The 23,674-nt window shown below is 50.9% G+C and carries 20 protein-coding genes and 1 pseudogene; 19 read left to right on the top strand and 2 right to left on the bottom strand.

Annotated features, from left to right (window positions below; all coding sequences use genetic code 11):
• Positions 1 to 337: 337 nt before the first annotated feature.
• Entirely contained in the window at positions 338 to 985 is a 648-nt protein-coding gene (locus tag ACE5LO_RS05525; protein ID WP_375519022.1) for a DUF3885 domain-containing protein, read from the top strand.
• 74 nt (positions 986 to 1,059) lie between these two features.
• On the opposite strand, the gene ACE5LO_RS05520 is transcribed toward ACE5LO_RS05525, so the two are convergent.
• Positions 1,060 to 3,051, bottom strand: a complete 1,992-nt coding sequence (locus ACE5LO_RS05520) for a methyl-accepting chemotaxis protein (protein WP_375519021.1) — start codon at positions 3,049 to 3,051, stop codon at positions 1,060 to 1,062.
• 270 nt (positions 3,052 to 3,321) lie between these two features.
• Here ACE5LO_RS05520 and ACE5LO_RS05515 point away from each other — a divergent pair, with 270 nt between their 5' ends.
• From ACE5LO_RS05515 to ACE5LO_RS05455, 13 genes are all read left to right on the top strand, one after another.
• Positions 3,322 to 3,717, top strand: a complete 396-nt coding sequence (locus tag ACE5LO_RS05515) for a VOC family protein (RefSeq protein ID WP_375519020.1) — start codon at positions 3,322 to 3,324, stop codon at positions 3,715 to 3,717.
• Positions 3,718 to 3,748: 31 nt separating this feature from the next.
• Positions 3,749 to 4,297 (top strand): YfiT family bacillithiol transferase, encoded by a 549-nt coding sequence (locus tag ACE5LO_RS05510; RefSeq protein ID WP_375519019.1) that lies wholly within the window; start codon positions 3,749 to 3,751, stop codon positions 4,295 to 4,297.
• Positions 4,298 to 4,340: 43 nt separating this feature from the next.
• Positions 4,341 to 4,571 carry a hypothetical protein gene (locus ACE5LO_RS05505; RefSeq protein ID WP_375519018.1) on the top strand — a complete coding sequence of 77 codons (231 nt, stop codon included), beginning with the start codon at positions 4,341 to 4,343 and terminating at the stop codon, positions 4,569 to 4,571.
• Between the two features lie 26 nt (positions 4,572 to 4,597).
• On the top strand, positions 4,598 to 5,230 hold the full coding sequence (locus ACE5LO_RS05500; RefSeq protein WP_375519017.1) for a hypothetical protein: 633 nt from the start codon (positions 4,598 to 4,600) through the stop codon (positions 5,228 to 5,230).
• Positions 5,231 to 5,447: 217 nt separating this feature from the next.
• Positions 5,448 to 6,536 carry an RNA-guided endonuclease InsQ/TnpB family protein gene (locus ACE5LO_RS05495; RefSeq protein ID WP_375519016.1) on the top strand — a complete coding sequence of 363 codons (1,089 nt, stop codon included), beginning with the start codon at positions 5,448 to 5,450 and terminating at the stop codon, positions 6,534 to 6,536.
• Positions 6,537 to 6,895: 359 nt separating this feature from the next.
• A complete protein-coding gene (locus ACE5LO_RS05490) occupies positions 6,896 to 8,230 on the top strand; it encodes an ABC transporter substrate-binding protein (RefSeq protein WP_375519015.1) in 1,335 nt (444 codons plus the stop codon).
• A 99-nt stretch (positions 8,231 to 8,329) separates the two neighbouring features.
• Positions 8,330 to 9,226 carry a carbohydrate ABC transporter permease gene (locus tag ACE5LO_RS05485; RefSeq protein WP_375519045.1) on the top strand — a complete coding sequence of 299 codons (897 nt, stop codon included), beginning with the start codon at positions 8,330 to 8,332 and terminating at the stop codon, positions 9,224 to 9,226.
• The gene (locus ACE5LO_RS05480) at positions 9,223 to 10,071 is read left to right on the top strand and encodes a carbohydrate ABC transporter permease (RefSeq protein WP_375519014.1); all 849 of its coding nucleotides are present in this window, start codon (positions 9,223 to 9,225) and stop codon (positions 10,069 to 10,071) included. Before ACE5LO_RS05485 ends, ACE5LO_RS05480 begins: the two co-directional genes overlap by 4 nt.
• A 26-nt stretch (positions 10,072 to 10,097) precedes the next feature.
• Positions 10,098 to 11,954, top strand: coding sequence for a sensor histidine kinase (locus ACE5LO_RS05475; RefSeq protein ID WP_375519013.1), 1,857 nt, complete (start codon positions 10,098 to 10,100; stop codon positions 11,952 to 11,954).
• Positions 11,951 to 13,555, top strand: a complete 1,605-nt coding sequence (locus ACE5LO_RS05470; protein WP_375519012.1) for a response regulator — start codon at positions 11,951 to 11,953, stop codon at positions 13,553 to 13,555. Before ACE5LO_RS05475 ends, ACE5LO_RS05470 begins: the two co-directional genes overlap by 4 nt.
• A gap of 381 nt (positions 13,556 to 13,936) precedes the next feature.
• Positions 13,937 to 15,106 (top strand): response regulator, encoded by a 1,170-nt coding sequence (locus ACE5LO_RS05465; RefSeq protein ID WP_375519011.1) that lies wholly within the window; start codon positions 13,937 to 13,939, stop codon positions 15,104 to 15,106.
• Between the two features lie 146 nt (positions 15,107 to 15,252).
• Positions 15,253 to 15,468 carry a hypothetical protein gene (locus tag ACE5LO_RS05460; protein ID WP_375519010.1) on the top strand — a complete coding sequence of 72 codons (216 nt, stop codon included), beginning with the start codon at positions 15,253 to 15,255 and terminating at the stop codon, positions 15,466 to 15,468.
• A 109-nt stretch (positions 15,469 to 15,577) separates the two neighbouring features.
• Entirely contained in the window at positions 15,578 to 18,715 is a 3,138-nt protein-coding gene (locus ACE5LO_RS05455) for a hybrid sensor histidine kinase/response regulator (protein WP_375519009.1), read from the top strand.
• Positions 18,716 to 18,773: 58 nt separating this feature from the next.
• Here the strand turns inward: ACE5LO_RS05455 and ACE5LO_RS05450 are convergent.
• Positions 18,774 to 19,442, bottom strand: a pseudogene (locus ACE5LO_RS05450) (DctP family TRAP transporter solute-binding subunit); the annotation flags it as partial.
• A 105-nt stretch (positions 19,443 to 19,547) separates the two neighbouring features.
• On the opposite strand from ACE5LO_RS05450, the gene ACE5LO_RS05445 reads away from it, so the two are divergent.
• The 5 genes from ACE5LO_RS05445 to ACE5LO_RS05425 all read left to right on the top strand — a co-directional run bounded on the left by ACE5LO_RS05445 (position 19,548) and on the right by ACE5LO_RS05425 (position 23,670).
• Positions 19,548 to 20,267, top strand: a complete 720-nt coding sequence (locus tag ACE5LO_RS05445) for a response regulator (RefSeq protein WP_375519008.1) — start codon at positions 19,548 to 19,550, stop codon at positions 20,265 to 20,267.
• A gap of 242 nt (positions 20,268 to 20,509) precedes the next feature.
• Complete coding sequence (locus ACE5LO_RS05440) at positions 20,510 to 21,418, top strand: LysR family transcriptional regulator (protein ID WP_375519044.1); 909 nt, start codon at positions 20,510 to 20,512, stop codon at positions 21,416 to 21,418.
• Between the two features lie 105 nt (positions 21,419 to 21,523).
• Positions 21,524 to 22,816, top strand: coding sequence for a C4-dicarboxylate transporter DctA (gene dctA, locus ACE5LO_RS05435; protein WP_375519007.1), 1,293 nt, complete (start codon positions 21,524 to 21,526; stop codon positions 22,814 to 22,816).
• Positions 22,817 to 22,986: 170 nt separating this feature from the next.
• Entirely contained in the window at positions 22,987 to 23,106 is a 120-nt protein-coding gene (locus ACE5LO_RS05430) for a DinB family protein (RefSeq protein ID WP_375519006.1), read from the top strand.
• A gap of 30 nt (positions 23,107 to 23,136) precedes the next feature.
• On the top strand, positions 23,137 to 23,670 hold the full coding sequence (locus ACE5LO_RS05425) for a P-loop NTPase family protein (protein WP_375519005.1): 534 nt from the start codon (positions 23,137 to 23,139) through the stop codon (positions 23,668 to 23,670).
• Positions 23,671 to 23,674 lie beyond the last annotated feature (4 nt).

The raw sequence follows: 23,674 nt of genomic DNA, 5'->3' as shown, positions 1-23,674 counted from the left end.
CAAAACAACAAAATGGGATATAAAAACAAATGCGAAAGCAAAAGTGAATTATAATTTTAATGGACAAAAGGTCACAGCTTATCAAGATAATACGAAGAAAGGTTATTGGTGGGCAAAAGATACAATTGGACACGGTGGTTCAGCATTTAAGGTATTTGAAAAGAGAGGTAATGAACTGCATTGGGTCGCTGATGCAGACGAATACGGGAATTTTATAACCGGAAAACATAAGAGTCAAACTGGTACAGTCATTAAGTTAAAATAAATATAAAATTAGATACAGCCGTAGAGCAAACAATATGTTTTCTTTACGGCTATATACTAAAGAGGTGACGGTATGGGAAATGGATATTTGGATGATTTACTTTTGAACAATTTTGGAGGAATTGAGTTAAAAAGCCCTCTGTTTTATAATGCTCCAGTTGGTATTAGATTTGAAATGGGTGGAGATATTGATGTATCCGAAAAAAGAATACAGCAGGTAAAGCAAAGGGCTGTTACTCTATTTAATGCGGTCAATCAGGACAATGATAGTATTTATTTTGTGTTGTTTATGGATAGTTGGGACGAACATCAAGTTGTTGACTTTGAAAACGATGTCTTAAAAGTCTTCGAAAATTTCATCGACGGAATAGATCTAAAGCAAATCTTTAAGAAAGAACAGGAATACAGGTACAAGGATACAGGTGAAGACGATGATACAGTAACCATTCGATATTGTGCTAAGTTGAAAGTCAGAAATTTGAATATTGATAATCTTATATGGGCAATTGCAAATCGAACAATAGAAATTGAAGTCAGTAGTATTGTTGGGGACATATTTTTAGTTAATGAGACTAAAAAGATCATTTTTTATCTGTATGATGACAGGGGATTGGACATTGTAGTTGAAAATAAGAAGATATTAAAGCCGATCTACGAACAGTATAATGATTGGATACTAGATTATGATCGTGAAAAAATTAAAATGATATTTGGCCAATAGCCCGAAAAATCTTAAAAAAGCTGTCCTTCAACTTTATCGAAGGACGGCTTTGATGTTTTGAAAAAATGCTGTAATTATTGGTCTGCCTCACTATGGGAAGGATGCAACTTAAACCGTGCAACCAGCTGTTGAAGCTGCTCGGCCATCCGGGTCAAATCTGCGGCGGAGCTGCCGATCTCCTCCATGGAAGCAAGCTGCTGCTGTGCCGCAGCGGATACGGTTTCCGAATTGCCCGCCGTTTCCTGGGAAAGCCGGCCGACCTCCTCCATGGCATGAACGACAGTGACTGTATTCTGTGCGAGCTCGGAAGCGGCTGCGGCGATGGAATCGATTTGCTGCGCCGACTTGCCGATTGACTTGCGGATACGGGAGAAGGAGCGTCCGGAAAGATCCACGGCCGTAATACCTTCGCCGACGCGCTCCTTCGCTGTATTCATCCGGTCAGTGGCGGTTGCCACACCGGATTGGATATCGTGAATCAGTTCGGTAATCTGCTGCGCAGACTGTGCGGACAGCTCGGCCAATTTGCGCACCTCTGTCGCCACAACGCTGAAGCCGCGGCCATGCTCCCCTGCCCGGGCAGCCTCGATGGATGCGTTCAAGGACAGCAGGTTGGTTTGCTTGGCAATTTCGGATATGGTGCTTACGATACTGCCGATGTGTGACGAACGTGTATTCAAATCTTCAATCACGCTGTCCAGCTCCGATACGGTCGTCTGGATGCTGTCCATTTTCATGACAGCATCCCCTATTGATTCGCTTCCGGAGTCTGCAAGTGTAATGGAGGAAGCGGCCATCTCGGACATTTGCTGCATGGAAGTTGAAATATGATCCACTTCGGCGGACATCTCCTGCATCCGCTCATCCCCTTCATGAATCGTCATCAGCTGTTTCTCCGTGCCTGTGGCCACCTCCTGCATGGCGAGCGTCACATGTTCAATGGCTAAAGTCGTCTGTTCAGCGCCAGCCGCAAGCTGCTGGGAGGAGGAGGACAGGCTGTCGGTCATCTCCTGCACCTGCAGGATCATGGAGCGCAGGTTATCGACCATCCCCTGGAAATGCCGGGACAGCTCCCCGATTTCGTCATTTCGGGCGGTAGCCACCTGTACGGTCAGATCTCCCCCGCTGATTTGCTCCGTATTCTGCTGCAGCCGCTTCAGAGGCTGCAGCAGCGAATGAATAAGCAGCGTAGCCAACACGCCAATGACAAGAATGGCAGCGATAATAACGATCAGGGTTGTATTGCGGATCGGCTTGACGGCATCGGTGATTTCGGAGCTCATTATGGCTCCGGCCACCTTCCAGCCGGTAAGCTCATTGGTAGAGAAGGCTAGCTGCTTCTTCTGCCCGCCATAATTGTATGTAAATGTATCCTCGTCAGCAGTAAACATTTTATCTACATAATCGGCATTGATGACCTTGCCCAGCTCTTCGGTCGGATGCGTGACATACTGCTTGCTCTGATCCATGATGAGGATATATCCGCTCTTTCCTACCTGAATATCGGTCATCTCCTGCAGCTTGCTCAGATTAAGAGACAAGCCCAATACCCCTTGTCCGTCGGCAATGGTGCGGGAGATAAACACCACCGGAATATTGTCCGAATTCATGGAAACAGCAGAAATCACGGTCTGCCCGGGCTTCGCTGCAGCCTGTTGGTACCATGGCCGCTCGCGCGGGTCGCTTTTGCTGTCAGAAGCATCCTCGCGGGCGCGTACAATATCCTGATTTTCCGTTCCTATAAAGAAATTCTGCACCTCCGAATGGGTGGCCAGATAAAGCTCCAGCTTGTCGCGCAGGCCGGATGCTTCCGGATCAGCGGCATCCTGAGCGTTAAACAGCTGCGCATAATGCTCAATATCCGCCATTTTGCTTCCGATCTGCTGTGACACTATCTTGTTGGCAATGTCAACATTGGCTTGCGCGTTATGCAGCATCTGCTGCTCAAAGTTGCGTGCCGAGGAATTATAGGATAAAGCACCCACTGCCACGGCTGGGATCAGCATGACGATAATAAAGGTGATCATCAGTTTCTTATGCAGTGTCATTCTCGTTATTGATTTCATACCTATAGACCCCTTTTACCTGTTTGTAATAACACAATGTGTAAGTAATATCGGCTTGAAGGCCTCAAATATGTATATTTGAAATCCAGCCATTTTTCTACAATTTACTTGATCAAGGATTGTTGTCGCGTTTTGAAGTTGAAGTTTCTGCAATTCTTGTCGGCCTGTGTTTTTGCAAAGGATCGGTTATACTGGATATCCAGGAAAAAAATGTGATGGATTCGCGGGTAATCTGTATGATGATCTATTAACCTGTAGGAGGTTATGAGATTGGGAGAAGGACGTATTTTGGGGATCGCTTATGCGGTCATTCCGGTAGCAGACATTCAAAGATCCGCAGCATGGTTTATGAAGCATTTTGGGTTTAACCTCTGCCATGAGCGGCAGGGCTATGCCAGCCTCTTTCGGGGAAACCGGCCAATTCTCGATTTAATGGAAACGGATCACGGGACAAGGGCAGTCTTTGAGGCCCACGGCAGAAAACGATGGGTCATTACATTTTTTACGGATGATATTGCAGTCCTCCACGCAAACCTGTTGTTAGAGGGTGTGAAGGTGGGGGATATTGTTGACGAAGGGAAGTACGGGAAATTTTTTACGCTTGAAGATCCTGATGGCAATTTGTTCGATGTGTGGGAGCACCATGATTGCGAGTTGGTATTTTAAGCTGATTACTGCGAATGAGGAGGACAAGATCATGAATCAAGCATCAGATGAGCTTCGGTATCCTGTCGGAAAGTTTGAATACGTGCCTGTGGCCGGGAAAGAGCAGCGGGAGCGGTATATCCGGGAAATCGCAGAGCAGCCGCAAATTTTGCGGGAGCTTGTGAAGGAGTGGACGCCTGAGCAGCTGCGAACGCCTTACCGTCCAGGTGGCTGGACGGTGCTGCAGGTCATCCATCATCTGGCGGACAACAACATGAATGCGTATGTTCGTTTCAGACGCGGATTGACGGAGGACAATCCCGTCATCCCCGGATACCGTCAGGATGCATGGGCTGAGTGCGGGGATTATAATTCAGCGGAGGCGGAAGCTTCGCTGCTGCTTATCGAAGCGGTGCATGCCCGTTATGCAGCGCTGCTGTATACGCTGGGTGAGGAAGATTATCAAAGAACTTTCAGAAACGAGCAGCTTGGCGGCATGACGCTGGATGCTGCTCTTCAAAGATTCGCCTGGCATGTAAGGCATCATACGGCGCAAATTCAAAGCTTGGCGGACCGTGAAGGTTGGAAGATCAAATCATAAGCCTTTTAACTGTTTTACACAATTATAATGAGGAGGTTTACTTATGGAACTTTTAACCAGAAGTGAATTTGAGCGGGCTGCGGCATTTATGAAGCATGAGGCCAGAAGCCTGGAGCGTGCCTTGTTTGAGTATGAATTTGAGTCAGGTTCTTTTCATGCCGTACTTACAGAACTGAAGATATATCAGAATGAAGATGGCGGATTCGGGAACGGTCTGGAACCGGACCTCCGCTGCCCGGAGTCTTCCGCACTGGCCTTGAGATATTGCAGATAGGAGAACTATCGGAACTGCGCACAGAAATGATTCTGAATGCGCTGGATTTTCTTGAAGATACATATCAACCGGAGTTAAAAGGCTGGGACATAATCCCGAAGGAAGCTGAAAACTATCCGAGAGCCGTTTGGTGGAATTATGGGGTGTTCAGAGACCATTGGGGCAATCCCAATGCAGATATCCTTGCTTTTTTGATTGATTATCGCTCTGTTTTTAAATTTGCGAGTTTGAATCCATTGATCGATCATGCCATGGAGTACCTGCTGAATCAGTGCGATCTGTCCGAAATGCATGAATTGTTCTGCTATCTGCATTTGGCGGAAAGATTGGATAGTGAACAGGGAAGCAAGATAGCTGATAAACTTGGGCAATTCCTGGATCGGTGCGTAGACAGCCGTACCGGAGAACGGACAGGATACGTTGCAAATCCCCTGCAGGTGGTGCATTCTCCAGCTTCTCCTTACTATAAAAAGTATGCGGAAGTCATTCCCGCCGAATTGGACCTGCTTGTTCATCAGCAGGCTGATGATGGTTCGTGGGAGCCGAACTGGACTTGGCATCAATTTGAAAAGGAATGGGTGGAGGCCCGGAGAGAGTGGCAAGGCGTGCTTACACTGCAGGCGCTCAGAACGCTACGGAACTTTAACATGTTTCCGTGAGAAGTCCCCTTCCTCTGAGCCTATACTTCCGAAGCGAGTTTTGTTCGAAGCTTATTCAGGAAGCAGCGCTCACAAAACTTTGAGTAGGGGATGAATCTCGGTTAGGCGAAGCCTAAAAGCACTTGTCTATGGTATGAGGCGCGTACTTTCCTAGTCGAATGTTTATGTGGTATGATGGGAATATATGTTCTTATTCTTATTAAGGCGGTGAACCTTCGTGCAAATCACATATCAGTTTCGTCTCTACCCGACCCCCGAACAGGAAGAACGCATGATTCGAACATTGATCTTATGCCGGAAGCTGTACAATCGGGCGAAGGAGCAACGGGATACCGCCTACAACCAAGAGGGCAAAACCGTCACCTACGCCAAGCAGCAAAATGAATTGCCCGCCTTCAAGAAGGAATTTCCCGAATACAAAGAAGTTCATTCACAGGTGTTACAAGATTGCCTGCGGCGTTTGGATGATGCCTATCAGCGGTTCTTCCGCGGTGAAGCAGGTTTTCCTCACTATAAGTCAGCCGACCGTTATCTCTCCTTTACGTACCCTCAGCCTGGTGCGGTAGGCAAGACGTTCGCCCGGGATGGGTACGTCTATCTGTCCAAAATCGGCTTTGTCCGTATGCGTGCACACCGTCCGTTCGACCGGGCGAATGTGACCCAAATCAATGTGAAACGGCATGCAGACGGGTGGATGGTGGGGATCGGCGTGAAAATAGAGGAAGCGGAAGCCGGCCAGACGGCGGAAACCGCCGTGGGCATCGACGTCGGGCTACGCACGTTTGCGGCGCTGTCCGATGAGACGAAGGTGGACAGCCCACGGTATCTGCGAAGAGCGGAGAAGCGGCTTAGACGCGCCCAGCGGCGATTATCCCGCAAAGCGCGCGGTTCCCGCAACCGGCAGAAGGCCAAACAGAAAGTCGCAAACATCCACCAGAAAGTGGCCCGGCAGCGCAAAGATTTCTTACACAAACAATCGCATCGCATCGTTCAGGGACATGATCTGATTGCGGTGGAGCAGCTGAACGTGAAGAACATGATCCGTAACCGCCGGCTGTCCAAAAGCATCTCGGATGCCGGATGGCGAAGGTTCATCACGTATCTGTCGTATAAAGCGGCAAGACAGGGGAAGCGACTCGTAGAAGTGCCCGCCCACGGCACATCGCAAACCTGCATATGCGGTGCGGAAGTGCCAAAAACGTTGGCAATCCGGCTTCATGAATGCAAAGAATGCGGGCTGGTGCAGGACAGGGACATCGTTTCGGCCCAGGTCATTTTGCAGCGGGCTTTGAACATCGTAGCGTGATGGACTGGATACCGTAGGGAGGGTTTGCCCCAAACGGGATGCGTGCCGCATCGAACGCTTGTGGAGATCCAGTCAGACCTTTCCTACAGAGAGGCAGCGATCGTCGAAACAAGAAGCCCCCGCCTCTTTAGGCGGTGGGAACATTCACCCGAATCGAAGGCTGAACATAGGCTCAATCCCCGGGTTCAAGCAGCGATGTACAACCGCAGGCGGTACAGAAATGTGCCGCTTGCGGCCATAGGGGGCAACCCCTTACTTTTTTGACAGGATAGCTTACTTTTCTTTATGTCATCAAGGATGGAATCCCGCTACAATATTTTTGTAAGCGATTACAAAAGAAGAGGGGAGAAAATTCATTGATGATGCACATGAAAAAGTGGGTCGCTCTGTGCTGCATGTCCCTGTTATTGCTCGCTACAGCCTGTTCGGGAGGAACCTCCGGCTCATCGTCTTCTTCCGATGGCAATAGCCAGGGGAAATCCGCCGATCAAATTGAGCTGCGCATGACGTGGTGGGGCTCGCAGACCCGCCACGATCTGACGACCAAAGTCATCAAGCTGTTTGAAGAGAAGCACCCTGGCATTACGATCAAACCGGAATACTCCGGTTGGGATGGTTATTTTGACAAGCTGACCACTCAGGTCGCCGGCTCCAACGCCCCGGACATTGTGCAGATGGATTATGCTTTTTTGACCGACTTTGCCCGGCGCGGAGCGCTGTTGGATCTGACCCCTTACTCGGAGAGCAAGGAGCTGCGCACCGGGGAGCATGACAAGAGCATGCTCAAAGCTGGAACAATTGACGATAAGCTGTATGCCATCACGCTTGGCGTGAACGCACCTGGTGTGATATATGATGCCACGCTGTTCAAGGAACTGGGCATCGAGGACCCGCAGGAAAGCTGGACGTGGGAGGACTTTGGCGAGATCGCTGCCAAAATTGCGGCTGCCAAGGGGGAAGGCTTCTACGGCTCGGTGGACACCTCAGGAACGACCAACATGTTCGAAATTTTTATCCGCCAAAAGGGCAAGGGGCTGTTCGATGGAGGAACGCTGACGGCAACGGACGAGGACCTGCAGCAGTGGTTTGACATGTGGGCTGCGCTCCGCAAGAACGGTGGCGCCACCCCTGCCGAAGTAACGGCCTCCACGACCAGCGCGCTGGAGACACGGCCGATCTCTCTCGGGACGGCTGCCATGGAATTTACCTGGTCGAACCAACTGCTCACATTCCAGCAGGTCAACAAAAATCAGGACCACAAGCTGGCGATCCAGGTCATTCCGCACGGAGCGGGCGAGCAGCAGATTGGTGAATACCTGAAGCCAGGCCAGTTTATCTCCGGATATGCAAAAACGAAGCACCCCAAAGAGGTGGCCATGTTTATCGACTTCATGGTCAATGATCCGGAAGCAACAGCCATTCTGGGCTCGGAGCGCGGCGTGCCTGTCAACTCCAGCGTACGTGAGCAGCTGCAGCCTTCGCTGTCAGACGCGGAGCAGGAGATTTTCAAATTTATCGACATTGTGTCACAAAACTCCAGCGAGATTGATCCTCCATACCCGCAAGGATATTCGGAAGTGGATTCAAGCTTCAAGACCGCAAGCGAACAGATTGCGTTTGGTCAGGGCAGCGCCCGTGAAGTCATCGCGCAGTTCATTGACGACGCCAAGGCAGCCCTTGCTTCAGGTCAGTAACAGCTTGTACGTGTCCGGATTTCAATTGAGCGGGGAGGTTATAACATGAGTACAACACAGGCCAGCCATGCGCAGGCAAAGCGTGTGGCGGCCCGGACGATGAAGCGGAGATATGCCCACAACCGGGTAGCTCTCCTGTTCCTGGCTCCGTGGCTGGTAGGTTTGCTGCTGCTGACACTTGGTCCCATGGTTGCTTCGTTATACATTTCGTTTACTGATTACAGCATCCTGAACCCTCCTGTATGGGTTGGTATGGATAACTATATTATGATGTTTACTTCGGATAAATTGTTCATCCAGTCCCTGAAGGTTACGTTTACCTATGTTGCCGTCTCCGTCCCGGTCAAACTGATCTTCGCGCTGCTGGTGGCGCTGCTGCTGAACAAGGGCATTCGTGGGCTTGGCATTTACCGTACCGTATATTACATTCCTACACTGCTCGGCGGCAGCGTGGCCATCGCCATGCTGTGGCGCAAAATGCTGGGTGGCGACGGCTTGCTGAACGGGTTGCTGGCGATGATCGGCATCCAGGCGCCGGATTGGGTCGCCAACCCGAAATATGCCCTGTTTTCCATCGTGCTGCTGTCCGTATGGCAGTTCGGTTCATCCATGATTATTTTCCTGGCAGGCCTGAAGCAGATTCCGCCGGAATATGACGAAGCTTCTGCCGTGGACGGGGCTGGTCCGGTTCGGCGCTTTTTCAGCATTACCCTGCCGATTCTGTCACCTGTCATCTTCTTCAATCTGGTCATGCAACTGATCACGTCGTTCCAATCGTTTACGCAGGCTTTCGTCGTCAGCAATGGCAGCGGCGGCCCGGTCAATTCAACGCTGATGTACTCCCTGTACCTTTACAAAAAGGGATTTTCGTTCTACCAGATGGGCTATGCGTCCGCCATGGCATGGATACTCGTGCTTCTGATCGGCGTGTTTACATTGCTCGTGTTCCGCAGCAGCAGGCTGTGGGTGCACTATGAGGATGGTGGAAAATCATGATCGGACAACGCAGCTCTGCGGCATGGATCGTCACGAAGCATGTGCTGATTTCGGCTATTGCCTTTGTCATGCTGTACCCGGTGCTCTGGATGCTCGGCAGTTCGTTCAAGCCGGGACATATGATTTTTACGGAAACGTGGTTTTGGCCGCGGGAATGGAACTGGAGCAATTACGTGAATGGCTGGACGGGAGTTCAGGGCAATCCTTTTTCCCGTTTCCTGACCAACTCGGTCATGCTGTCGCTTGGGGCGGTGCTGGGTAATGTCATCTCCTGCTCTATGGCCGCCTACGCCTTTGCGAGACTCAATTTTCGCTTTAAATCGATCTGTTTCGGGCTGATGCTGATGACGATTATGCTGCCGCATCATGTCACGCTCATTCCTCAGTACATCCTGTTCAACCACCTAGAATGGATTAATACGTATCTGCCGCTTGTAGCTCCGAAATGGCTCGCAACGGATGCCTTTTTCATTTTCCTGATGGTGCAGTTCTTCCGCGGGCTGCCCAGGGAGCTGGACGAGGCGGCCACGATCGACGGCTGCGGCCCGGTTCGTATTTATACCAAGGTCATCCTTCCGCTCGCTTTCCCGGCACTGGTGACAACGATGATCTTTACCTTTCTGTGGACATGGGACGATTTCTTCAGCCAGCTGATCTATCTCAGCGATGTGAGCAAATATACGGTGCCGTTAGGTCTGCGCCTTTTTCTTGATTCCAGTTCGCAATCCGACTGGGGGCCGATGTTCGCGATGTCCGTCCTTTCACTCGTGCCTTGCTTTACCGTCTTTATCGTATGTCAGAAATACTTCGTGGAAGGCATCGCGACCTCCGGGCTCAAAGGGTAATTCCAACACGAAGCGAGGGATACTGCATGAGCATACGAAGCTGGTCCATGTTCATCCGCCAAAAGCTGCAGCAAAGCAAGCTCACCACATTGATGGTGACTTGCTTTATTGCGTTTAATCTGCTGCTCGTATCTGTGATCGTATGGCTTGCCTACCAGTCGTTCTCCACGGTGACGTTTACGGAGATCAGCAAGGCGCGTCTGGCGCTCCTTAACGAGAGCACGCGGCGGGGCTTTGATTTCATCACGAACGTGACGGGCACGGCCTATTCCCTGGCAAGCAACCGCGATCTGTCAAACCTGTTGGAAACAACCGGGGCTGGCAGGCTGACGCAGATTCACCAGCGGCGCGAAGTTGCCAAAATACTGGAGCATACCGTGGTGGTAAGCGAGGGCATCACCTCCGTGGAGCTGTACACCGATGCCTTCAACGGTGTGACGGTAACGACGGCAGATGGTATCTATCCTGTGGATATGATCGCCGCCGATTCCTGGTTTGGCACACTGGAGCAGGCGGACGCGGCCTGGGTGCCGCTGAAAGAAAATGCATCGGGCCATTCGCTGATTGGGTATGCCCAGCGCATTTTCGACAGTCGCGGCCGCACGATGGCATTTGTTCTGATCCGGTTAAGCCGCGGGGACATCGTTCGCAGGTTTGCCGATCTGCCCTTTGTGCTGGACGGGCAGGTGCTGCTCGTGGATACGGCGGGCAGCGTTATCATGCAGATGGGCGGAACAGGAAGGGCAGGAACGGCCGGCAGTTCTACCGATTCGCCGTACCCGGAGAAGACAGCCGGCAGGGAGCCGGACCCCGTCATTGATCAGGTCTGGCTTGAGGAACACGCAGCGCGTGGCGAGGACGGGTTCGAGGTGGTGTCCGGTCCGGGCGGCTCGCGGCTTGTTCTCTATTCCCGGCCAGCCATGCTGCAGTGGCGTCTCGTACAGATCATTCCCGTACATACGCTGCTGGCTCCGGTCAAATCGGCGGGGTGGCAGGTTCTGGGGATAGCCGTTCTGGGGCTGATGTGCTCGGCCGTGCTCGCATGGCTGTTCGTGCGTGGCATCGTACGACCCTTGAGGCAGCTGATCAAGCGTATGCGGCAGCTCGAAGGCGGAGACTTCGACACGCGCATCGAGCTGTCCTTTACCGAGGAATATGCCCATCTGGCGAATGGCTTCAACCATATGGCCTCCCGGCTGACCGGGCTGATGGATCAGGTTCGCGAGGAGAGCCGTGCGAAACGGGAAGCCCAGACCGGGCTGCTGGAGGCGCAAATCAAACCGCATTTCCTATACAATACGCTGGACATGATCCACTGGCGTGCCATGGACTATCAGGCCCGCGATATCAGCCGTATGATCGTAAAGCTGAGCAAGCTGCTGCGCATCGGGCTGAGCGGAGGCAGGCTGTTTATCCGCGTAAGGGATGAACTGGAGCATGCCCGCTGTTACGTCAGCATTCAAGAGGAGCGTCTGCCTTTCTCCATCGATTATGAGGAACAGATTGATCCGCGTGTGCGCGGCTGCTACATTCCGAAGATCATTCTGCAGCCCTTCATTGAAAATGCCGTCATGCACGGCCAGCCCGCCGGGGGAGTGCTGCGCATTCGAGTAGAGATGCGGGCAGAATCCGACGGCCCGCAGGCCAAAGTGATTATTCGCATCACGGATAACGGCCAGGGACTGCCGGAGGGATGGAAACTGGAGGAGGCCAGCGGCATTGGTGTGCGCAATGTGCATCAGCGCATTCAGCTGTATTGCGGAGCGGCTTATGGTGTTCTGCTGGGATCTGCTGAATCGGGCGGTGTGCAGGTGACCCTCACGCTGCCGCGTATCGATAATGAGGAGCAGTTGAATCTTTGGCTGGGTGGTGAAAGTGCATGAAGACCATTATGCTGATTGATGATGATCCGCATATGATCCGGGCGCTGACCGACCATATCGGCTGGGCATCTCTTGGATTGCGTATCGCAGGCACGGCTTCGAACGGAGTCGATGCGCTGGAGCTGTTCCGGCACGTGCGGCCTGATCTTGTTATGACAGATGTATATTTGCCCGGTATGACAGGGCTTGAGATTACACAGACGCTGAGGCGTGATTACCCTCATCTGCCGATTATCATCCTGAGCGGTTATGACGAGTTCGAGAATGCCCGCGCGGCGATGCGTTGGGGTGTGAATCATTTTTTGCTGAAGCCTGCCGAAGTGGAGGAGATTGAGGCTGTGCTGCGCGAGGTACTGCTGGAGCAGGACGTGCGCGAGCGGCACGAGAGGCTGGAGCGGACCTACAGGCAGGAGATTGGACGCGTGCTTCCCTATCTGAGAAAGCAATTTCTGCACGAGTTGTTATCCACGCGTTATCAGCCGGAGGAGCTGTCCCTGGAGCGTGTGGATTACGTGGGACTCCGCAGACCCGAGCGCGTGCTTGCAGTCAGCCTGCAGCTCAATCGTCCGGAATTCCTGACACGCTTGAAGGAGCGGGACTGGCAGCTGCTTCGCTATGGAGCGGCGGATATTATCCGGGAGACTGTGCAGGGGTACGCGCAAAAGATGGCAGAGGGGCATATCGAGGTGCTCGATTACTCGGACCGGGTGTTCGTGCTGGTACTGCTTGAGGGCGACTGTCCGCCGGAGCCATTGGAGCCGCTGCTTCAGCACATGATCGACCAGATATTTACGTACCTCAAAATGGAAATGAGCGCTGGCGTCGGAACCAGCAAGGCTCATCTATGCGAGCTGATGGATTCGTATCTGGAGAGCCGGGAGGCCCTGGAAACGGCAGAATTCCAGGGGGGAAGCCGTGTGTACTGCTATGAGGCGTCAGGGTGGACGGAGCCGGCAGCTCCCGATTATTCCATACAGCTGCGGCAGTGGAATGAAGCATGGGCCGAAATGCGGCCTGATCTGGCGAAGGAGGCATGGTGGCGTATTCGTGCTCTGTTGGAGGAAGGGGGCGGCTCCAGCATTCAGGATGTGCAGGTGGTAGCTATGAGTCTGTTCAACACGCTGATCCATAGCTGGAACCGGCGATATCCGCGGCTTGACCCTCCGTTGGCGATGAGTGAATTCCTGAGGGGAATTCAGCTTAAATATGCGCTGCCGGATCTGATTGGCTGGCTGGACGGCATTATCCAATGCTGGCTGGAGCAGACACGGAAAGAGACGGCCGAGAAGAAGGGCAACAAGCTCGTAGCCCAGGTGAAGCAGTATGTGGAGGAGCACTATGCGGAAGAGATCAGCTTCGAGGCCATCGCACGGAGACTGTATGTTCATCCCAAATATTTGAGCCAGTTGTTCAAGCGGGTTACGGGAGAGAACTTCGTGAGCTATCTTAATGGATTCCGGATTCAGAGGGCGATGGAGCTGTTACAATCGGGACATTACATGGTGTATGAGGTGAGCGAGATGACGGGATTTCGGAACGCCACCTATTTCAGCCAGGTGTTCAAGATGCTCACCGGAAAGAGTCCGTCCGAAGTCGGTTAGAGATGGATAATAAGGTGCTTGCGGATGCTCTATAAAAATGGGATTATATGCACATAGGAATCTTAAATGGCATTTATCTTATTCTGGCGAAAGGCAAGCGGTTAGCTGGTGCAATTGCCCTATCAGCTTCCGCTTTTTTCTTCCAGCGCTTCTGTTATCGCTTTCTCCTTGCATTTTCAACCATTTTCAAATGGTATTTTCAAATGTATTGGCAAAACGGCAACCGGGTAGTATATTGTAGGAAAGGAGACATCATATTTAGGAAAATATTAACAGAATATTTCACTCTCCACCAATATAATAGTAAAGAGGATATCCCGGTTTTTTTGAACACCTTTTGTTTGAATCAAGCAGCTTTTGCAGCAAGGGAGCAGAGTGAACATGAAGGTAATTCTTATCGACGATGAACTTCTTGCAATCGAGTTTCTGGAGCGACAACTGATGAAGCTTCCGGACATTGAAATCGTAGGGAAATATTCTGATGTGAAGTCTGGAAGAGCAGAGATATTACATAAAGCTGTTGATGTTATTTTCCTCGATATCAGTATGCCTGAAATGAGCGGAATTGAGTTGGCTGAGGACATTGTGAGAAGCAAGCCGGATGTTTCCATTGTGTTTGTTACAGCTTTTCATGATTATGCGGTGCAGGCGTTTGAATTGGAAGCGCTTGATTATGTTGTGAAGCCGGTAAGCGTACAGCGGTTGGCCAAAACGATTGAAAGAATTCAAAAACGTACCAATAACCAGCTTGCAGTCGAAGAAACCGCTGAGAAGCCTGCGTTACCGTCACACATTCGCATCCATTTATTCCGGCAGTTGATGATCGAACGGCCCTCAGGCGAGCTTAAGCTGTTGCAGTGGCGCACCAACAAGGCCCAGGAGTTATTTCTGTATTTGCTGCAGTACCGTGGACAGCCTGTCCGCAAGTCTATGCTCGTTGAGGTTCTGTGGCCGGACTACGAAATAGACAGAGTGTATGCGCAATTGTATAACACGGTTTATCATGTACGGCAAACGCTGCGTCCGTTCACGGATTACGTAAGGCTCGAAACGGTTGCAGAGGGTTACATTTTACAATTGCAGAACGTTCTGGTCGATGTTGATGAATGGAAGAGCTTGCAAACAGCGCTGACTGCCCCTTCAATGGAAGCTGTAAAAGACTATCTGAGGGTGATCGAAGCCTATACTGGAGATTATCTCGGGGAATATGACTACTGGTGGTTGGAGAGTGAGCGGGAACGTCTGAAAGCATTGTGGCTGAACACGTCATTTGCCCTCGCTGGATGGTATGAGGAGCAGAGATTGATTGGCGAAGCAGAAAAATGTTATCTAAAGATTTGCGACATATTCCCTCAAGAAGAAACAGCCCATTTCGCATTAATGCAAATCTATGCTGGCCAGCAGATGAACAATAAAGTGTTGCTTCAATACAGCAGGCTGGAAAGCGTGATGCAGGAGGAACTGGGGGTAGAACCTAGTATTCATATTGTTGAGTGGTATGAGGCATGGAAAAAGAAAATGAAAATATATATATATAACCAGCCCCTTTAAATCTGGGCCTTCCAGATTAGGAGCTGGTTTTTTTATGCTGTTTTTGTTGATGCAGGTCTTACAATTCTGTAAAGGATATGTAGAGAGTTGGTCCGTACAATGTTCATTGTTCCATTTTGCAGAGGAAGGTGGTTCATTTCAGGAATATGAACAGAAAATTTCTAGCCATGATCATGGCCTGGATGCTCGTTCTTCAAATGATATCCGGGGCCGGAGTGCTGCCGATCAGTGCGGATGACTCCACGAGTGCACCAGCAGCGGCCACTGTAACTGAAAACTCGTTGCCGGTGCAATTGACCGGGCTGGTCATTTTGATTCTGGGCATCTGGTTGAAATTTCGTAAAAGACAATCGAAAGAGTAGTGGTTTATAAGTCAGTAACATTAGACACTAACAAATTCCCCTATCAGTTGTTATAATCGATTGTATGATCCATTGGATTGTTAGTTTATAGTCAAAGGGTTGGATGTTTTTGCAAAAGCTTATTGATTCGTTAACTCCCCCCAAAATGATAGGGCTCCTGCTGCTGTTTATTGCTGTTTTGATTGGTTTAAGGCTGCTTTGGCTCGTTTTTTACATAGAGCCGCCAACACCTTCAGCCAAGCAGGGAGTTCTTGATCTGCGGGGATGGTCCTTTGACGAGAAACGTGTTGTAACGTTAAACGGAGAATGGGAATTTTACCCCGGGAATTTCCTGGCACCTCAAGCTGCCGAGAGAGAAGAAGGCAGAGAGAATAAGCGATGGATTCAGGTTCCCGGTGCCTGGAAGCAGGCGACCGATACGGGCGCCAATACTGGAATAGGAACATATCGGCTGCGGATTTTAATAGATGACCCGAGTATGACTTATGGAATTCGGGTATCGAGCATCCAGACGGCTTCAAGAATATATATTGACGGCAATTTAGCAAGAGAGAATGGCCAACCGTCCGAGGTCCGCGCGCAGAATCATGCGAGAAATATTCCGTACTCGGAATTTTTTCAACCAGATGCAAGAGAAATCGAGCTTGTCGTTCATGTGTCCAATTTCGATTATCCCTATGCTGGAGGCATCACCAAGGCAATCAAACTGGGGACGGCAACAGCAGTATCGTTTCAAACGCTTTTAACGCAGGTTATGCAGCTAATGGTGTCCATAGTCATTCTGATGTTTGTATTTTTTAGCGCCATATTGTTTATTATGGGTTATCGAAAAAAAACAGTGCTTTTTTTCGCAGCACTGCTTGTTTGTGCACTGACAGGCATGCTGATGGACGATGACCGGCTGCTTGTGGAATGGTTCCCCATGGATTTAATGTGGGAAGTTAAAATCAGGCTGATAAGCTATATGGGAATTGGTTTAAGCTTGATTTGGTTCGGACATGCGATGTTCGCTTCGGGGACACACACAAGGTTTATGCGCTGGGTCAATGTCTTCGGTGCGGCAGCACTACTGATTGCGATCATTCTTCCGATAGATTTTATAGTTTATCAGCGCAAGTTTCTATTGGTTTTCGCACTGATGAATATTGTCATGCTTCCCTATTTTGTGATTCGTGCTCTTCGTAGAGGAGAGAAGGATGCTTTCATTTTGCTGCTGTCGGCAGCCGCCGTCTCGGTCAATCAGCTGATCGGCGGAATCATCAAAGCTTACTTATGGCAGGAAATGCCCTACTATCCATTCGATCTGATCGTTGCGTTCCTCGGCTTTGCCGCTTTTTGGTTCAATCGTTTTTACCAGAATACGCTGCGGGTGCAAAAGCTGGCTGCTGATCTGCAAAAGGCGGACAAGCTGAAGGACGACTTTTTGGCGAATACGTCCCATGAGCTACGCAATCCTCTGCACGGCATTATTAACATGGCACAGTCGGTTCTGGATCAAGCCAGGGGTAAGCTGGAGCCTAAAAGCGAGGGGCAACTGGAGCTGCTGATCAATGTCAGCCGGAGAATGTCGCTGCTTCTGAACGATTTGCTGGATGTGACCTTGCTGAAGGAACAAAACTTTCGTTTGAATAAGGGACAGGTAAACCTGCATGGGCTGGCATCCGGTGTAACGGATATGCTGCGCTATTTGTCGGAAGGGAAGCGGCTTAAGCTTGTCATTGATATACCGGCGGATTTTCCGCGTGTAGTCGCGGATGAAAATCGGCTGGTGCAGATTCTGTTTAATCTGGTACATAACGCAATCAAGTATACGGAGGAAGGCTTTATTGTCATCTGCGCCGAACTGAAGAATGGTAAAGCGGTGATCCGTATCAAGGATACCGGGATCGGCATGGATGAAGAGACACAGCAGCGGATATTGAAGCCTTACGAACGCGGCGATTCGGGGATGACCGCAACTGGCGGTGGTATCGGGCTTGGTCTTAGCGTTACAAAGCAACTGGTTGAGCTGCATGGCGGGACCTTGGAAATTCATTCTGTCCCGGGACAAGGATCGGAGTTCGCCTTTACCCTTGAAGTGCAATTCGGCCTTGCGGAGCTGGAAGCGGCGCCGGCGATCGAGATTGAGGCGGGACGGGGGTCTCGTATGCTCCGGGAGGACGGACGTGACGGGAAGCTTTATCCACTGCCGCAAGCAGCGGATTCTGCACCGGCGAACCTGCAAGCATCTTCGGACAAGCGCAGACCCAAAATATTGGTGGTGGATGATGATCCGGTCAATCTGGGAATCCTCGGCGATATGCTCATTTGGGAGCACTATGACATTACCTCCGCAATAAGCGGCAAGGAAGCGCTGGTCCGGCTCCATCAAGGGCAATGGGATCTGGTGATCTCAGATGTGATGATGCCGCACATGTCCGGGTATGAATTGACGAAGTCAATCCGACGCCAATTCTCGATTTCCGAGCTTCCGGTCATTCTCCTGACCGCAAGGAATCAGCCGGAAGACGTGCAGACTGCTTTTGCCGCAGGAGCGAATGACTATGTAACCAAGCCTGTGGGAGCTATGGAGCTGAAGCTGCGCATCCGCGCATGGGTCGATCTGAAGCAATCGGTCGGCGAACGTCTGCGCATGGAGGCCGCTTGGCTGCAAGCGCAAATACAGCCCCATTTTTTACATAACGCGCTTAATACGATTGCTTCCCTCAGTGAGGTGGACACGGATCGAATGGTCGCTCTTCTCAATGAGTTTGGAAATTATTTGCGCCGAAGCTTCGATCCGATCAATATGAGCCAGTTGCTGCCGCTTGACTATGAACTGGAACTGCTGCGATCATATTTGTATATTGAAAAAGAACGCTTTGGCAGCAGAATCAATATACAGTGGGATATTGCCAATAAGGCGCACGGCTCTGTGCGGATTCCGCCGTTATCCGTGCAGACCCTGGTTGAGAACGCATTAAAGCATGGGATTCTGCCCAAGAACAGCGGGGGAACGGTTACCATTGCCGTAACTGATTGGCCGGACTGGACTGAAATTACGATTAAGGACGATGGAGTTGGCATGGACGGCAAGCGGTTGCGGGAAATTTTTCAGCCAGGCTCCGATTCAACCGAAGGAGTCGGGCTGAAAAACACCGATAGACGCCTGCGGCAGCTATACGGCAGAGGACTGCAAATCGACAGCAGTCCGGGAAAAGGGACAATGGTTTCTTTCACGGTCCCTAAGACACCAGAAGAGAGCTAGAGCCGCGATAAGCGGCTCTTTTTTGTAAAAGCGGTAAATGAACGGGGAGGTGGAAGCACTAATTTGAATTACTCATCCATGCAGGAGTCTGACCGTCGTATTCACGCTGCAGCCGCAGTACTTCATCAATCAGCTCTTCTCCGATTGCTGTATTGAACTGTGCATAGAGGGGCGACCAGGTTGTGCGCCATTCCTGTAAAGTCCTTTCATCGGGATGTATGATCTCCATGCCGGAGGATCCCTGAATGCTGTTCCACTGCTTATGGTTAATATCCGTCGCATTGCGGTTGGCCCACGCTTCCGTTTCCTCCATAGCGCTCTGAATTTGCCGCTGCAGGTCCGAGGGAAGCTCTTCCCAAAACTGTTTGTTCATCAATACACCGTACCCCAGATAGCTGTGGTTTGTAATTGTTAAATTCTGTTGTACCTCGTAGAGCCTTTTGGAATAGATGTTGGAAATCGTGTTCTCCTCGGCATCCACCGTGCCATTCTCCACATTTCTGTAGATTTGATTGAAGGGCAGCGGATAGGTTGCGGCACCCAGCGAGCGGTATTGCTCCTGAATGACAAGGCTTGGCTGAATGCGCATCTTCCGATTGCGCACATCCTGCGGATGCACAATAGCCGCATTACTGGAGGTGATTTGGCGGAACCCGTTGCCCCAGAATGCCATGGCGATCATTCCGTGCTGCTCTGCCGACTTTTTCAGCTCCATTCCAATACCTTGTGCACAGCATCGTGGCTGCGGCTGGCGGGACGATAACCATTGATTCGAGTGAAGGAGAAGGTACGAGCATTATGATTACACTGCCGATGCAGCGGGAGGAGGGCAATGATGGGGAGAAACGAGCCGATGAGCGTCGTCCTGATTGAAGACGATTCGATGGTCCTCGAAATTCACAGGCAGTTTATTGAGAAAGCAGGACCCTATAGGGTCCTGGGCACGGCCGCAAACGGACTGGACGGCATGGAACTGCTGCGCAGGCTGAAGCCTGAGCTGGCGATTCTCGATATGTACATGCCTGTGCAGGATGGATTGACGGCACTCCGCCAGCTGCGTCAGGAGCAGTTGAATATCGATGTGATTGCGATCACGGCGGCGAGCGACCCGGAGACGGTTCGCCGGGTGCTGCAGCTCGGGGCCGTGGATTATATTATGAAGCCTTTTCAATTCGAGCGGGTCAAGCAGGCTTTGATGCAGTACACGGCCAAGAGAAGCAGGCTGGCGGGCGGTGCTTCCCTGTCACAGCCTGAGCTGGACCGATTGCTTCACGGCCGGGAACGGCGCGAGCCCACTGGGGCGGCTCAGGAGGAACAGGGGCTGCCAAAGGGACTGCAGGCCATGACGATGCGCCAGATCATCGCTTTTATGGGGAAGCAGAATGGCTCCCGTTCCGCGGAGGAGGTCGCGGAGGGTACAGGCCTCGCGCGAGTAACAGCCCGCCGCTATCTGGAGTATTTGCAGAAACAAGGCGTCCTTTTACTGGATATCCAATACGGCGGAGTCGGCAGGCCTGTTAACCGTTATCAACTGAATGACAGGACAAGGTGAATCCTTACGTGAAACTGTGCGTCCGTTATTTCTTATTTTTCCTAATAAATCGTAAACGGTTCTGATTTCACCCGGATGGACGATTACTTCTTCCCCATGCTCCCCTTGCACCTTAAAACGCCAAGTTTTTTCTTCCATCGGTCCCACTCCCTTGTGTTTATTTCCTTTTGTAATTCCATCATAATCGGGATAGAGGATCATGTATAATGAAGCTATCTGATAGGGAGCCATCATCCTAAGTGATGGCGAGCGAAGAGAGAGGGGAAGTGCCGGACATGGATATCGGTGTTCTGAAGGTGTTTCGGACGGTTGCCGAGGAAGGGAGCATTTCAAAAGCGGCTCATCGGCTCAATTATGTGCAATCGAATGTGACGGCCAGAATTCAGCAGTTGGAGCAGGAACTGAAAACCCCGCTCGTCTATCGGCATAGCCGCGGTATTACGTTGACCTCGGCAGGTCAAACCCTCCTGGAGTACACGGAAAAAATTTTGAATCTGCTGGAGGAGGCGGAAAAAGCGGTTCAGGATACCCCGGTTCCGAAAGGCTCGATAACGATAGGCTCGGATACGACGGCTGCCGTGCGCCTGCCCGCCATTTTGTCTGCTTATCGCGGCAAATTTCCTGAAGTCGAGGTCCATCTGGAAATCGGACGAAACGAGCAGCTGATCGATGCTGTTCTGCGGTATGCCGTTAACGGAGCCTTTGTGGATGGGCCGGTCGGTCATCCGGAAATCGTGCAGGAGCTCGTTATTCACGAGAGCCTGGGACTCATCATCCCGGAGGCGATGGAATTTCGCGGGCTAATCTCGATTCAGGACATGACTTTACTGAGCTTGAACGAGGATTGTATCTACAGTCACCGGCTGAAAGAATGGCTGCGGGACGAGGGGTTCCGATTGGCAAAGGTCATGCAGTTCGGGACGATGGAAGGGCTGTTGGGATGTGTGAAAGCCGGCATTGGCTTTTCCATTTTGCCTATATCCTATTTTGAGAAGATGAATGTAAAGGGCGGCATCCGCTGTTACCCATTTCCGGGACGTTACGGAGAGGTCCCTACAGTTTTTATCAGACGGCGTGATCTGTATATGACGAGCGCCATCCAGAAATTTATAGATGAGCTGAAATCGCAGCTTTTGGGAGCGATGCCATAAGACCTAAATGAACAAAAAGAACAAAACGGCCAAATTATTCACACCAATCAATGTAAGCGGTATCATTTGTCAATGATATAGATCACAGAAGGGGGTGTGCATTTCATGAGGCTATGGAAAAACCTGTCTGTTCAGGTTCTGACAGCGATTGCTTTGGGGATTATCTTTGGCATTCTGTACCCGCAATTTGCTGACCAGATGAAGATTATCAGTGACATTTTCATTAAAATGATCAAAATGGTCATCGCCCCGATTGTGTTTATGACGATCGTTATCGGCTTCGCCAACATGGGTGACATGAAAAAAATCGGCCGGATCGGCGGCAAGGCCTTGCTGTATTTTGAGATTGTGACGACACTGGCGATGGCGATCGGTGTTGCCGTCATGTATCTTGTCCGGCCAGGCGAGGGTATGAGCACCCAGGGCGTGCAGGCGGAAGCGGTTGCCAGGTTTCAGGAGCAGGCAGCGGAATCAAGCCACGGATTTCTTGATTTTATCGTTGGTATCGTTCCGGACAATGCGATAGGCGCTTTTACAGGAGGGGATATGCTGCCAGTGCTGTTCTTCTCCGTCCTGTTTGGTCTCGCCATGGCAGGCTTGGGCGAGAAAGCAAAGCCGGTTACCCATTTTCTTGAAAGCGCTAACGAAATCTTCTTCCGCATTGTCGCCATGATTATGAAGGTATCACCGTTCGCGGCCTTTGGCGCGATGGCTTATACTATTGGCAAATTCGGTGTAGGCTCCCTGTTCTCGATCGGAAAAATGATGGGTTCGGTCTACATCACGATGTTTGTGTTCATCGTGATCGTGCTCGGCCTGATTGCGCGCATGAACGGGTTCAGCCTGTTCAAGCTGCTGCGCTTTATCCGGGAAGAATTGCTGCTTGTACTGGGAACATCATCCTCCGAATCGGCTCTGCCACGTGTCATGAACAAGCTGGAGAACTTCGGCTGCTCCAAACCGGTGGTAGGTTTGGTGGTGCCGACAGGATACTCCTTTAATCTGGACGGCACCTCCATTTACTTGTCCATGGCGGCGATGTTCATTGCCCAAGCCTATGGCGTAGAGCTGACCATTGCACAGGTGCTGGTGCTGCTCGGCGTCCTGATGCTGACCTCGAAGGGAGCAGCGGGTGTTACCGGCTCCGGGTTTGTTACGCTGGCTGCGACGCTCGCGGCCATACCAAACAACGTCATTCCGGTCGAAGGCATGGCGCTGCTGCTGGGGGTGGACCGCTTTATGTCCGAAGCGCGTGCGATTACGAATATCGTCGGCAACAGTGTGGCGACGGTCGTCATTGCGAAGAGCGAGAAGGAATTTACCCCGCCGGAGGAGCAGGGGCTGGAGCTCGGGACCGTCCGTTCCCTGAAAGGGGAAAGAACCGATCCGGTCGTTTAAATTTGTGTGGCTATAACTGTATGGAAGACAGGGAGCCTGTTGGCTAAGCCCTGTCTTTATTTTTTAGCGATGATTCCAGATTGGACAAAAAGAAATGCCTTATTCGTTGAACCCGCCCAGTATGACTATAGCATTTTGCTTTATAATATTGTGCGAATCTGGTTCATCTCGTGCAGAAGGGATTTAACAATTCTATTGTGTGGAATGTCGGGCATATCGTATATGACCAGGATGTCTGGTTTTATTACTTGGTTGCGGATGATGCAGAAATTCCGGTTGCGGATCATTAATCCGGACGTCCGACCAACTCGGAGGGTTTTATGAAAAAAAGGATACATATTCTAGGCGCTTCCGGTTCCGGAACTACTACTTTGGGAAAAGCGTTAAGCCTTATTCTTCCGCATGTTCATTTGGATTCAGATGATTTCTTTTGGGCACAAAAGTACACAGAGAGGAGACCGCCTGAAGAACGCTTACGCCTGCTGAAACAAGAAATGCAACCTTGTCCGCAATGGATGCTCTCCGGGTCCGTGTGCAGATGGGGAGATGCGCTGAAAAGCGAATTCGATCTGGTCATCTTTTTGCGGATACCGCATGAATTGAGAATGGAAAGATTGCGGGCAAGAGAAAGGCAGCGGTATGGTGATGATATTTTGCCAGACGGGAGCCGCTATGAGGATTATTGCAAATTTATGGATTGGGCGGCGCGCTATGATGAAGCAGGTCCGGAGATCAGAAGCAGGACACTGCATGAACAGTGGATATCGGAATTGACCTGTCCGGTTCTGCGGCTGGAGGAGGATCTGACGGTTGAGCAGCGTGTAAAACACAGTATGGACTGCATCATGACATAATTTT

It is taken from the genome of Paenibacillus medicaginis, assembly GCF_042138635.1.
Classification (GTDB): Bacteria; Bacillota; Bacilli; order Paenibacillales; family Paenibacillaceae; genus Paenibacillus; species Paenibacillus medicaginis.
This window is presented reverse-complemented; position numbering and strand designations above follow the sequence as displayed.

Bases quoted from the DNA above. Each gene is read 5' to 3' on its own strand.
- dctA (WP_375519007.1), top strand. From the start codon at position 21,524: ATGAGGCTATGGAAAAACCTGTCTGTTCAGGTTCTGACAGCGATTGCT.
- ACE5LO_RS05425 (WP_375519005.1), top strand. From the start codon at position 23,137: ATGAAAAAAAGGATACATATTCTAGGCGCTTCCGGTTCCGGAACTACT.
- ACE5LO_RS05460 (WP_375519010.1), top strand. From the start codon at position 15,253: ATGAACAGAAAATTTCTAGCCATGATCATGGCCTGGATGCTCGTTCTT.
- ACE5LO_RS05465 (WP_375519011.1), top strand. From the start codon at position 13,937: ATGAAGGTAATTCTTATCGACGATGAACTTCTTGCAATCGAGTTTCTG.
- ACE5LO_RS05505 (WP_375519018.1), top strand. From the start codon at position 4,341: ATGGAACTTTTAACCAGAAGTGAATTTGAGCGGGCTGCGGCATTTATG.
- ACE5LO_RS05475 (WP_375519013.1), top strand. From the start codon at position 10,098: ATGAGCATACGAAGCTGGTCCATGTTCATCCGCCAAAAGCTGCAGCAA.
- ACE5LO_RS05440 (WP_375519044.1), top strand. From the start codon at position 20,510: ATGGCGAGCGAAGAGAGAGGGGAAGTGCCGGACATGGATATCGGTGTT.
- ACE5LO_RS05510 (WP_375519019.1), top strand. From the start codon at position 3,749: ATGAATCAAGCATCAGATGAGCTTCGGTATCCTGTCGGAAAGTTTGAA.
- ACE5LO_RS05470 (WP_375519012.1), top strand. From the start codon at position 11,951: ATGAAGACCATTATGCTGATTGATGATGATCCGCATATGATCCGGGCG.
- ACE5LO_RS05520 (WP_375519021.1), bottom strand. From the start codon at position 3,051: ATGAAATCAATAACGAGAATGACACTGCATAAGAAACTGATGATCACC.
- ACE5LO_RS05485 (WP_375519045.1), top strand. From the start codon at position 8,330: ATGAAGCGGAGATATGCCCACAACCGGGTAGCTCTCCTGTTCCTGGCT.
- ACE5LO_RS05480 (WP_375519014.1), top strand. From the start codon at position 9,223: ATGATCGGACAACGCAGCTCTGCGGCATGGATCGTCACGAAGCATGTG.
- ACE5LO_RS05525 (WP_375519022.1), top strand. From the start codon at position 338: ATGGGAAATGGATATTTGGATGATTTACTTTTGAACAATTTTGGAGGA.
- ACE5LO_RS05445 (WP_375519008.1), top strand. From the start codon at position 19,548: ATGATGGGGAGAAACGAGCCGATGAGCGTCGTCCTGATTGAAGACGAT.
- ACE5LO_RS05500 (WP_375519017.1), top strand. From the start codon at position 4,598: ATGATTCTGAATGCGCTGGATTTTCTTGAAGATACATATCAACCGGAG.
- ACE5LO_RS05490 (WP_375519015.1), top strand. From the start codon at position 6,896: ATGATGCACATGAAAAAGTGGGTCGCTCTGTGCTGCATGTCCCTGTTA.